Origin of the sequence: Kitasatospora sp. NPDC101235, assembly GCF_044767505.1 — a bacterium.
In the GTDB taxonomy this organism is placed as follows: Bacteria; Actinomycetota; Actinomycetes; order Streptomycetales; family Streptomycetaceae; genus Kitasatospora.
The window spans coordinates 102531-113409 of sequence record NZ_JBIWNZ010000029.1 but is presented as its reverse complement, the minus strand read 5'-3'; the positions used below and the strand labels follow the sequence as shown (position 1 = coordinate 113409).

The window sequence follows — 10879 nt, the reverse complement described above, 5'->3', positions numbered from 1 at the left end:
CCGGGCGCCCCCCCCCCCCCCCCGGGCCCCCCCCCCCCCCCCCCGGGGGGGGCGCCCCGGGGGGGGGGGGGGGGGGGGGCGCCCCCCGGGGGGGGGGGGGCGGCCCGCCGGGGACTACTCGTCAGCGGAGACGACGCCGCCAGCCTTCATGTGGCGGCCCGGGTTCGCCTCGGCGAGCAGCTCGGTGATCTCGGCCATCGGCCGGGAGCCCTCGAACTTCACTATCCCGGGGCTGATGCCCAGGCGCAGGGCCAGACCGGACCGGTGGGCAAGGCCGCGATTCTGTACCCGCCACGGGACAAATGCGTTACCCGCTTTGGTAACGCGAAGGGGCCCGCCAGGTAGTTGGCGGCCTATGCGCGTGGGTGAGGCGCCCGGCGCTACAGCGGGTCGGGGCCGCAGGTTGCGCAGCGCTGGGTCTGCACACCGCGACGCCGGAGCTCGTCCGCGCTGTAGAGCTCGGGCAGGGTGGTCCAGTCGGCCATCCTGCCAGTGGCTTCGAGGAGTTCTTCGAACTCGGCAAGGCGGTCGTCGGCGTTCCCGAGGGTGGGACAGTCCCACCGGTGCAGGCGACGCTCGGTACGGGCATAGGTGCGGCCGGCGGCGAGACCGGCCTTCCAGCGCCCAACGTCCTGGTGGGCACGGGCCCGGGCGGCGTAGCGCAACCGGCAACGCTGGCAGCGCCCGAGAGAGCCGTCGTAGCAGGAGCAGGCCGAGCAGTCCGCGCAGGGGACGCACGGGTGGACGGCTGGCGGGTCCGCAGGTTCGACGGCGAGAGCAGCGTCGACGCGCTCACGGCGCAGCACCTCCCGGAGCCGGCTCTCCTTGGATTCGCCGCGGCAGTGGTTGCCGTCCACGCATCCCTTGCCGCCACAGCCGTGCGGGTCGCGGAATCGGATGGCACGTTCTCCGAGATTGGCGAGCAGCCACCGGGCTCGGTTGGCGTCCAGTTGGCCGGCTGCGACCCGGTCCAGGATCTCCAGGACGGCAGGCACTTCGACGAAGGCGCCCCAGCCCGGCTGGTGCTCACGCTCGGGAGGCCAGTCGTCGTGGAAGCCGCCGTAGAGCAGCCGGATGTTGTCGATCGGCTGGCCGTTGATGTCCAGGTCTGCGTGCACTACGACTCCTTGCCGGGCGGTGCTGTGAGGCCGGACGGCTACGGTTCGAGGTTGGCCAGGGCGGCGCGGGTCGCTTCGGCGAGCTTGAGGGGGTGCGACGCAACCAGGGAGTAGTCCCCCACCAGCACGTACGCGGCGGGCTCGGCCGGGTAGTCGTCGAGGAACCACTCCCCGTCGTAGAAGCCCAGCCGCCAGGGCTTTCCGTTGTGCCGGAGCTGGAGGAAGCCCTGGTGCTCGGGGTGGCCGGCTTCCTCGTGGATCTCGATGGCGCTGCCCGGGGCCACGAGGTCGGTGAGGTGAGCGGCGGCCTGGTGGAGCGCTTCGGCGAAGGTCCTGGGCATCGGACGGCACGCCGGCACCGAGGACAGCTTGGTGAACAGCCGGTCGGCCGCCTGCGGGGAGGGCTTCAGCTTGAACAGGTCTGCGGCGATGGCCAACGGCGCGTCCGGGTCGTCGTACGCCCGGTCGAGGTCGGCGATGTCGCCGCGGTCCTCCATGGCGGCGAGCACGTCGAGGAGCCGGCTCTTCGCCCGAGCAATGTGATCCTCGATCGAGACGAGGGCTGCGGCGACGGCTCCCGCCTGCTCGGGGGTGTGGAGGGACCAAGGGGAGGTCAATGCCTTGGCCAGCGCATCGGCACTGGTCACAGCCGAGGCCGCGAGCCAGGCCGTGGCTTCCGGGCCCGCCGAGGCGGCGGCCACATCATCGACCCGGCAACCGTTGAACGCCTCGCCCAGGTCCTCCAGCAGCGGCAACCAGGCCGCTCCCGTCGTGGTGTCGCTCACGCGACGCTCCTCTCCCTCATTCGTTGCTGGTTCTCCGGCCGGGCCCTGCGCAACCCTCAGCCCGTAGAGCACCTTCTACAGAGTGATCAACGACCCGGCCAGCTATCCGGACGCGGGCCGGGGCGTTGAACACCCTGAGGCCCACCCAGGGACCTTCGCGCTCGGAGTACGGCCGGGTCAGCGGCCGACGGTAACCGTTGCGGCAGCCGCGGCCTGCTTGGTGAGGGTGTAGGCGCGACGGTCGCCGTTGCACGCTGCCGGGACGATTGTCCCGTCCCGCTTTGGGTTGTCGGCGGGGGGTGTCGCTGACCTGCGGATAGGCAAGGCGGGTGGGACACGACCGTGGTTGGTGTCCCGGAAGATGTTGCCCTCCATGGCGCTTTGAGCGAGGTTGTCCCGTTCTAGGTTGTCTGCGGGGCGCGAACTGCGGGGGTGGGGCTGGGGCGGGCAGCCTCTTGCCGGACCGGGAGCTGGCGAACCCTCAAACCGCCCCGGAGAGGGAACATGGGCTGGGCCGCCAATGCCTCAGCTCGGTGGAGGGCTACTGGTACCAGTCGTCTCCGCCATCGGTGAGTGAGCGTCCGAGGTAGTCCCGGAGGTCGCGGGCAACCCAGCGGCGGCTGTCGGTCTCGTGCTCCCAGACGAAGATGTCCGGCCTCCGTGGCGTCTGCACGAAAGCGAACTGGTCGCCGCCGCCGTTGTCTCCGAAGAACAGGAGCGCGTCGAACGGCATGTACAGCTGGGCGAAGGAACTGTCCGAGCGGAAGTAGAGGTTCTGCTCGACGATCTGCTCGATGGTCCAGACCGTGTCCACGCTGGTCTGCCCGACGATCCCGTTGCTCTCAAGCAGAAGCTGCTTGAGCCCGACCGGCAGCTCTTCCCCGAGCTTCCGCTCCGCCTCGACCAGGACCGACTCGTCGGTGGGCTCCCTGAAACCGGCGTCGGGGAACACGCACGGGCTACTTGTCTCCACATGATCCGGAAGCGTAGTCATCCCGGCCGACAAGCTCACGCGGGACGAACTGCGCTCAGCAACAACACGGTGTGGGACGCCACCCCTGGCTTCGTCACCGGAACGACAACCGCGGCTGGGACGAGCTGCGAAGCGGACAAGACGCGCTGGGACACTGGCAACCTACGCCGGGACAGAACAGGCGGCCAGGTGGAGGGGTGGCTTGACTGGTGAGCTCGCATGTTCAGGTGTCCCGTATTCGCGGCTGAGCGCGGTCGAGGCTCACGGTGGGTGATCCGCGCAACCTAGCTGCACGCTGCTGATCTGGACGGTGCCGAGCTGGTGCTGATCAGCCTGATCGCCACCCAGGGTGAACGAACCGCGACCCCGTTGTGACTGAGCGGTGCAGTTGGCCCGCCTGGCCAACTGCACCGCTCAGACGGAGCCGAGGCTTCGTCAGCGGACCGCGTGGGTGATCCGTGGCCGGTCCAGGGGGTGAGGATCTAATTTCAAGTTGTGCGGTCAGGGGCCGCTGTTCCCCTCGAAGTCGCCCAAGTTGATAAAGCTCACCCGGTCCTCCCAGGCGTCCCACGTCACATGCTTCCGAGCGCCCCAGTAATAGGTCTCGTAGCTCATGAGGTCGCCATATGCCTCATTCTCGTGTATTCGATCAGGCGAGCCGAACGCAGTCAGGAACTCCTCGAACGAGGTCAAGTGCCCGAAGTGGGACAGATGCGGGCCGCTGATCGCGAAGCCGACCACTGCTCCAGCGCGCACTTTATAGTTGATCTTGTCCGCGCCGTAGAGGAATCCGTCCGACCGAAGAACGTCTTCGATGACCTCGTCCAGCGTCAGCCTCCGTCCATCAGCGTCGTAGTACTCGCTTTCGATGGTGGTCCCACCGCGGTACCGGGCGATGACGGAGGACAAGCCGCCCACAATACGCGGCCGCGGAATGACGGCGGCCGGCGCACCCAGGGCGATGCCGTTCACCTCGACACTGGCGAGGTCGAGGTTCGGCCGGGACAGCAGGTCCAGGTTTTCGAGGATCTCGATCATCGTCGGAGTCTAGCCTCGCGCTTTCACGGAGCGGGCTGTCCGACAGGTGATCAGAACAGCAGAAAGTGCCTCTGACCAGCGAGAATAAGGATTGTCTAGGCCCTTGTTCCCGCGTCCGTCGGAGGCACTTCCCAGGTGAGTAAGTCTATCGGGTCCTACCCTCGGGTCCTCGTCGAGGGCAGCGGCCGCGGTGTCGTCTCGCAGGCCGGGGCGGTCCTGTTGGTGGAGACGGTCCGCAGGAGCGGTCTGGCGGCTTCGATGTCCTCGGCGCTGGCCCCCTGGCGCAAGCCGCGGGCGGTCCACGACCCGGGCAAGATCCTGCTGGATGTGGCGCTGGCGGTCGCGTTGGGCGGAGACTGCCTGGCCGATGTCGCGGTACTGCGGACCGAACCGGAAGTGTTCGGGCCGGTTGCCTCCGACCCGACCGTTTCCCGGCTGGTCGACACGCTTGCCGCGGCCGGTCCCCGGGCGTTGGCCGCGATCCGCCGGGCACGGTCCGAGGGGAATGTCAGCGAGGAGGACCGTCCCAGCCAGGCAGATCACCGGGCTGGTGGTTCATAGTGCGCCACCAGGTAGGGGTGGAGGCGATCGACTCGCGTCGCACAGGCCGCGGCAGTCGTGAGCGAGGCGTTCGCCCGACGGTCGCCATCTCGTCGGCGGCGACCAGCACGGGCTCGTCGACCTTCGCGTATTTCAAGCTCTCTGACAGCGCCGGGTGTTGACGGTGGGGCCTATGGTCGCAGCGCGCCGGCGTCGCGGAGTAGGGCGGCGAGGTCGTCGGGGATCGGCATGGGGGTGGTCAGCCCGACCCGGGTGCGGCCGGTATTGCCGTCCGGGTAGTTCCCGGCCGCGGAACCGGGCGCGGCGACGACCAGGCGTACCACTTGGCCGAGCATCTCCCACACGTCGCGGTCGCGGAGGGCGAGGCGGAACATCACGCCGTGGGTGCGGGTGTGAGGCCACGGGTAGGGCTGGGACAGGATGTGGGCCCGCTCCACGGCCCTCCATCGCTGCGCCGTGGGTCCTGGGGTCAGGGCTGCGGCCATCTCGGCGTCGAACGCTTCGAGCAGGGCGGGTGGCATGGGAGTACGGCGGGACACTGCGGACCTCCAGTGGTTCAGGATTTCTTGGGTTGTGGAAGGGGGCGCGTATCAGTGCGGTGACAGACCTTCGCCGATGCCCCTGCCCGCTGGTGTCGTAGGGCTAGGCGGCTGGCTGCGGTGTCACCGGAGGCTTGTGGCATCCACAAGGGGGGCGGGGGTCAAGGGCCGGCGTGTCCGGGAGGGGCTGAGGCTCCAAGTGGCCGAGAGGCTTCCTGTGGGGGCGAGGCGAGTTCGGTGAGGGCGGGAGAACTGTTGGATCGGGTTCTCGCCGCCTGTGCCTCCGCTCAGGGCCGGGCGTTGGCGGACCGCGGGCTGCACCTGCCCGGGTTCTGGAGCGAGGGTCCCGGCCGGTGCCCGCTGCATGGCGATGATCGCCGCGCTCGGATGATGCCGGACCGTCCCAGGGTGGCTGGTTACGGCTGTGAACTCTCCGTTCCGGTCGGGACGTTGCTCAGGTGGCGCTGCCGGCTCAGGGTGTAGCAGGGAGACGCGAAGTCACCTCCTTGAGGCTCGGTGGGGCTTCCAGCGATGTGTGCGCCGGCTTCGGCGGCGTTGCCGCGCGGATCGAACCCGATCGCCCGTCCGGCCTCCAGGTCCCACCAGCGGCCGCGGTTGTCCGAGACCGCGTAGAAGGTGACGAACCCGTAGTCGGCGTCGAGCGCCGCACGGAAGGCCCGGGTGCAGTCGTCCGGGCTGAGCCAGGTGGCCAGCTTCCGCGGTGTCGAGGGGGCCGGTTCGAAACTGCCGATGCGCAGGCAGGCGACCTGGAGGCCGAACTTGTCCGCGTACAGGCGTCCGAGTGCCTCGACTGCCGCTTTGCTCACCCCGTAGAGCCCGTCCGGTCGCACCGGCAGGTCGGGGGTCACCGACTGGGTCGTGGGGTAGAAGCCGGTCGCGCGGTTGCTGCTCGCGTACACCATGCGGGGCACGCGGTTGATCCGGGCGGACTCCAGGACGTGGAACGAACCGGTGATGTTCACGTCCACGAGGTCGTGGAAGTCGGCCTCATCGGGGATTCCGCCGAGGTGAATGATCCCGTCCAGATCGGTAAGAACCTCTCTGAGCAGCGCGAATTCCCGCAGGTCCGCCCGGACCGCGCTCTCGTGCGGCGCGCAGTCGGGGATCTCGGCGGTGTCCAGGAGCAGTAGGTGCTCGAAGCGCTGTGCGAGCGCGCCGCGCAGGTGGCGCCCCACGTTGCCAGCCGCGCCAGTCATCGCCCAGCGTCCGTGCCGGGTCGGGGGGTGAAGGCGGGTCATGCCGGTCGTCCTCTCTCCGAGGGTGGGTGGGGACGCTGCTGCGCCCTCCGGGGGGCTCCGTGTGCCATCCGGGCCGGCGTCGTCCTCGACGCGTTCGGCTGTGTGATCAAGTGGTGGTCTTCTTGGGCCGCGGTCTGTCCGGGCAGCAGTGGATAGTGCCCTGGGCCACGGGGGTTGGTGTCGTCGGCGCAGACCCGGGCGACGCCGGCCTGACGGGGTCGAACGCCGCCGGCGGGGCGGTCCTGTCGGCTGTCCTTGCGGCGTGGGGCAGGTGAGGCGGGCTCTTGTGGACCCGCCCGGGGTGTGCGGCCTGCCGGCCGTACGCCTGTGGCCGCCAACCCGGCGTCAGTGCCGAGCCGTCGGCCGGTCGCGGGTCAGTGCGCGGGAGGCGGGGCCGCGTGCCTGTTCATCGGTGTCGCGGGGCTGGTCGGCGGCACCACGCTGCTCGCCGCCACGCCACTCCCCCACGCTCGACGCCCTGGCCTGCGACGGCGTCGTGCCACGACAGCCGCAGGCCGACGTGCCTCCGCAGCGGCTCGGTCCCGCGTGACGACCAGCGTTCGATGGCACACGCCCGGCCCTGGCCGGGACGGGACAGTGGGATGACCTGTCGCCGCGAAGGGGTGTTCTCATCAAAGGTTGGGCGGTGCCGGCGTCAGAAGGACACGGTCAGGGCCAGCGAGGCGACGGCGACGGCGAAGAAGAAACCGGGAAACGCGAGGTTGTAGAGAACACGGGCGCGCAGGTGGAAGACGAGCGCGCCCAGGTAGAGCAGGACGAGACCGCAGGCCGCGGCGGCGCCGAGGGGGCGCAGGGCATCGCTGAGACCGAGGAGGAGGCCTGCCGCACCGGCCAGCTTGAGGGCGCCCAGCCAGGGCAGCCAGGATCGGGGCACCCCCACCTCTGCCGAGTTGGCCAGCACGAAACGCGCTCCGGCGAGATCGGCGGCGGCGATACCGATGTCGATGGCAGCAGTGAACAGGGTGACAACGAGGAGTGCGACATGGGTACCGGTCATGCCTTCAGACTCCCCGGACGCCTCCGCACCGTCCAATACCTTCTTCTATAACCTGGTGGCATGGATGTGGACACTCGCCTGCTTCGGTACTTCGCCGCAGTGGCGGCGGAGGGCAGCCTGACCGGGGCGGCGCAGAAGCTGTTCGTCTCGCAGCCCGCGCTGACCAAGCAGATCCGGCGCTTGGAAGACGATCTCGGGGTACGGCTCTTCGTGCGTTCGCGGTCCGGGATGGCGCTGACCGAGGCCGGCCGGGAACTCGCAGCGCGGGTGCCCACGCTGCTGGACGGCTGGGACGAGGCGGTCCGGGCAACCGGCCGGGCGGCACGAGTGCTGCGCCTGGGCTTCCTGGACGCGGGCGCCTTGGGCGCCGCCCCCGAGGTCATCGCCGAGTTCCGCCAAGCGCAGCCGCAGTGGCGCGTGGAACTGCGCCAGTTCGACTGGTCGGACCCGACCGCCGGCCTGGCCCGGGGCGAGGTGGATGCGGCGGTGGTACGTCTGCCGTTTCCCGGGCAGGAGCGGCTGAACGTGCGGGAGTTGTTCGCTGAGGAGCGCGGGGTGCTGCTGCCGGCCCGGCATCCGCTGGCGAGCAGCAAGACGGTGGAGTTCCGGGAGCTGTGGGACGAGCCGTTCGTCGCGGCCGGAGCCGAGACCGGAGCCTGGAGAGAGCACTGGCTGGCAGCGGACGAACGGGAAGGACACTCCGTCCGGGTCGGTGCTGTCACCAGCCGGCCCGACGAATGGCTCGGAGCAGTGGCCGGCGGCTGCGTGGCACTGGCCCCGGCGTCGGCGGCCCGCTTCTACGCCCACCCGGACGTGGTGTTCCGTCCCGTCCGCGGCGTCTCACCCAGCCGAGTGGGGCTGGCCCGGCCCCGGGGGCGAACGCGCGAGGCTGCCCTGGACGAGCTCCTGGAGGCCATCGCGCGGCGGTTGAGCCGGAACTGCTGACGGAGGGTCCTCCCGGATGCCGAGGCCGCCGGCGGACGGCAAGCTGCTGAAGTTGCCCGCACCCCGTCGGCCGCCTTGCACCAACTCGCCGACGAATGGGACCCCGAGGCCCATGTGCAGGACCTGCTGCGCACCCTGATCACCCGCTCCCGCCTCACCGACGTCGACCTGTGGGCCCACCGCATCCCGGTACGCTCCGCCTCCCCTGCTGCGCCGCGCCGTCCGCGCCGCCGGCGCCACCGCCCTGCCCCAGGCCACCCGGCTCGGCGAGCTCCTGACGGGACTGATGCACCCAGTACCAGCAGCGCTTCCGTCCCGCCTGGCTGCCCGTCGCCCACCAGGCCACCCACCAGGCCAACACCGTCCGCGCCGCCGTCCCCCTGCGCCACCCGCGCCCCTGAACGCGGCCACCGCCCCGCGCGGCGCGGGGCGGTGGCCGCGTTCAGGGGGTTCCGAGGCCCGCGCTCAGCGCGGGTCCCGGCGCATGCACCAGGTGTAGGGGCCGCCCTCGAGCGGGACCTCGGCGCTGACCTCGAAGCCGAGGCGCCGGTAGAACGCGACGTTGGACTCGGTGGAGGTCTCCAGGAAGGCCGGGTACCCCGCCCGGGCGGCCGCCTCGATGCCGGGGGCCAGCACCGCGGCGCCGAGGCCCCGCCCCTGGGCTTCGGGGGCGACGCCGACCGTGTTGAGGAACCACACCGGCTCCTGCGGCCGGTGAGGCTCGACGACCTCCTCCGCGGCCTCGAAGGCGTCCGCGCGGTCCCCGGCGAGCTCGCCGAACAGCGGGCCGAGCTCGGCGAAGGCGGGCGAGGGGTCCTGCTCGGGGGTGGTCCAGGCGGCGACGGCGAGGCCCCCGTCGGCGACCCACGTGCGTCCGTACACCATGCCTATGCGGGTCAGGCACAGCTCCTGGAAACGCCGGATCCGCTCCTCGTGGCCGTCGGCGGCGAGCACGTACCGGGTGAAGGGATAGTCGGCAAAGGCCCGGGTGAGGGTGTCGACCGCGGTGGGGACATCGGCCTCGATGATCGGGCGGACGGCGATGAGGTCCTGACGCTGCGTCATGCTCTCTCCAAGCGGTTGGGTCGGTCGACGGATCCCGGCGCCGCCATGGTGCCGGTACGGCCGTAGGCGGCGAAGGGGCGGTGAGGTCCTTACGCTAACAGTCCTTACCGATGGCCCGGTACGGCTGGTTCCGGATCCCGCGCCCCGACATCCCGTACCGCGGCATCCCACACGGCAGCCGTCGCGAGCGCGGCGGCGGTGAACGCGACCCCGACCAGCAGGGAGCCGCTCAGGCCGCCACCACGGGCGGCGATCGCGCGGGATACCTGTGCGCCGCATCTGCCCGGCCCGCTCGCAGACGGGCAGCCGCAGGTCGGCAAGCGCGGTGAAGCTGGGGTTCAAGCGGACTCGCTCAGCTGCCCGGCCGCCTCGGTGACCGCGTCGGCGAGGCCTGGGAGCAGGAGTAGGCCGGGGCGAGCGCGTAGCCCATGGCGACCCGACCGACTGCGGTGTCCCAGCACAGCACGGCGAAGCGCCCGATCAGCTCAGCGCCCTGAAACGCCCGGGCCCCACCCAGGCGCGGGGCCGTGGTGAGCAAGCCCTGCGGCTCGGCACCCGGCTCGGACTGCGCGGCATTGTTGCGACCGAAGTTCACGAAGGTGTCCCCTCCTGGCAACGTCCGGCGGATCCGGGCCAGTCCCCAGCCCTACCCACCGGCCTTGGCGGTCAGCCATCCAGTGTGGAGCGCGGCGGCGCTCCGGGCGCCCCTTGTTCGCTACGGCCGGCGGGCGGTGCTGTCGGTATCGACTGCCATCGCGGTGACGCACCGCCATCTCGTGATCACTGAAACTCGGCGTGGAGGGCAGCAGGATGTCGTCGGAGGCCAAGGCCGCGTTCCCGGGCGGACGGTCCCGCGTCCGCGGGGGTGCTCCTTCGCGCGGCACCAGATTGGGAGCGTCCTGCCGTCGGTCGGCCGGCTTCGCACCCACACCGACCTCGGATCATCCGACCTGCGCCGAGTGTCCAGCGCACTCCAGCTGTCCCACGCGCGCTTGGAGTTCGGCGGGTAGGTACCAGCCTTCGATGGTGGGTGTCATGTAGAGGCGGGCCTTGAAGCCGAGGAGGAGCTGGCGGCGCCTTTCCTGGTCGGCTTGGGTCCAGGCGTCGGCGAAGGTCTGGCCGGTCTCGACTTCGACCCAGGCGGAGGGGCGTTGCGGGAGGGCGGCGAGGCGGCGGCGTTCGTCGACGAGGACTTCGAGAGCCTCGGAGTACTCCTCGTCACCGCCGGGGTAGTCGAACAGGTTGCGGCGTTTCTCCTCCCGGAGATCCTTCATGGCCTGGGTAACGTGGTTGAGCTGTTCGGTGTGGTCCTCGCCGGGGATGAACCTGCGCACCGTCATCGCCAGCCCGGCCAATCGCTCCACCAGGGCGGCGATCGCGGCGGTGACGCGCTCGCCTTGACGGACTGGCCCTTGCACGCGGGTTTGCCGGCCGTCTTCGCGCACCGGTAGTACTCGTCTCTACTGATCGTGAGGGGCCGGGGTCCGCCGTTCGGCCGGGCGTGCTGGTCGGCGCCCCAGGCCTTCGGAGCGGGGGACCGGAGGGCTTTCGAAGAGCGACCGCCGTGGGGGGGGGGGG

At 70.7% G+C, this 10879-nt stretch carries 11 protein-coding genes and 1 pseudogene; 2 read left to right on the top strand and 10 right to left on the bottom strand.

What is annotated here, in order from left to right; translation table 11 throughout:
• Positions 1–380 precede the first annotated feature (380 nt).
• The 4 genes from ACIRRH_RS35025 to ACIRRH_RS35010 all read right to left on the bottom strand — a co-directional run bounded on the left by ACIRRH_RS35025 (position 381) and on the right by ACIRRH_RS35010 (position 3914).
• Entirely contained in the window at positions 381–1118 is a 738-nt protein-coding gene (locus tag ACIRRH_RS35025) for a hypothetical protein (RefSeq protein ID WP_403075561.1), read from the bottom strand.
• A gap of 38 nt (positions 1119–1156) precedes the next feature.
• Positions 1157–1903, bottom strand: a complete 747-nt coding sequence (locus ACIRRH_RS35020; protein WP_403075558.1) for a hypothetical protein — start codon at positions 1901–1903, stop codon at positions 1157–1159.
• 541 nt (positions 1904–2444) lie between these two features.
• Positions 2445–2855, bottom strand: coding sequence for an SMI1/KNR4 family protein (locus ACIRRH_RS35015; RefSeq protein ID WP_403075556.1), 411 nt, complete (start codon positions 2853–2855; stop codon positions 2445–2447).
• A gap of 522 nt (positions 2856–3377) precedes the next feature.
• Complete coding sequence (locus tag ACIRRH_RS35010) at positions 3378–3914, bottom strand: hypothetical protein (RefSeq protein ID WP_403075554.1); 537 nt, start codon at positions 3912–3914, stop codon at positions 3378–3380.
• Positions 3915–4049: 135 nt separating this feature from the next.
• Here ACIRRH_RS35010 and ACIRRH_RS35005 point away from each other — a divergent pair.
• Positions 4050–4412 (top strand): annotated as a pseudogene (locus ACIRRH_RS35005) (transposase); the annotation flags it as partial.
• 233 nt (positions 4413–4645) lie between these two features.
• Here ACIRRH_RS35005 and ACIRRH_RS35000 read toward each other — a convergent pair.
• The 3 genes from ACIRRH_RS35000 to ACIRRH_RS34990 all read right to left on the bottom strand — a co-directional run bounded on the left by ACIRRH_RS35000 (position 4646) and on the right by ACIRRH_RS34990 (position 7291).
• On the bottom strand, positions 4646–4996 hold the full coding sequence (locus tag ACIRRH_RS35000; protein WP_403075551.1) for a DUF3703 domain-containing protein: 351 nt from the start codon (positions 4994–4996) through the stop codon (positions 4646–4648).
• A gap of 434 nt (positions 4997–5430) precedes the next feature.
• Complete coding sequence (locus ACIRRH_RS34995) at positions 5431–6273, bottom strand: NAD-dependent epimerase/dehydratase family protein (RefSeq protein ID WP_403075548.1); 843 nt, start codon at positions 6271–6273, stop codon at positions 5431–5433.
• Positions 6274–6928: 655 nt separating this feature from the next.
• Positions 6929–7291: a DoxX family protein gene (locus ACIRRH_RS34990; protein WP_403075545.1), complete on the bottom strand. Its 363-nt coding sequence runs from the start codon at positions 7289–7291 to the stop codon at positions 6929–6931.
• A gap of 60 nt (positions 7292–7351) precedes the next feature.
• Between ACIRRH_RS34990 and ACIRRH_RS34985 the strand changes: the two genes are divergently transcribed.
• On the top strand, positions 7352–8236 hold the full coding sequence (locus ACIRRH_RS34985) for a LysR family transcriptional regulator (RefSeq protein WP_403075543.1): 885 nt from the start codon (positions 7352–7354) through the stop codon (positions 8234–8236).
• Between the two features lie 465 nt (positions 8237–8701).
• Here ACIRRH_RS34985 and ACIRRH_RS34980 read toward each other — a convergent pair whose 3' ends face one another.
• From ACIRRH_RS34980 to ACIRRH_RS34970, 3 genes are all read right to left on the bottom strand, one after another.
• Positions 8702–9301 carry a GNAT family N-acetyltransferase gene (locus ACIRRH_RS34980; protein ID WP_403075540.1) on the bottom strand — a complete coding sequence of 200 codons (600 nt, stop codon included), beginning with the start codon at positions 9299–9301 and terminating at the stop codon, positions 8702–8704.
• Between the two features lie 352 nt (positions 9302–9653).
• Positions 9654–9896 carry a hypothetical protein gene (locus ACIRRH_RS34975; RefSeq protein WP_403075537.1) on the bottom strand — a complete coding sequence of 81 codons (243 nt, stop codon included), beginning with the start codon at positions 9894–9896 and terminating at the stop codon, positions 9654–9656.
• Between the two features lie 346 nt (positions 9897–10242).
• Entirely contained in the window at positions 10243–10746 is a 504-nt protein-coding gene (locus ACIRRH_RS34970; protein WP_403075535.1) for a hypothetical protein, read from the bottom strand.
• Positions 10747–10879: the final 133 nt, after the last annotated feature.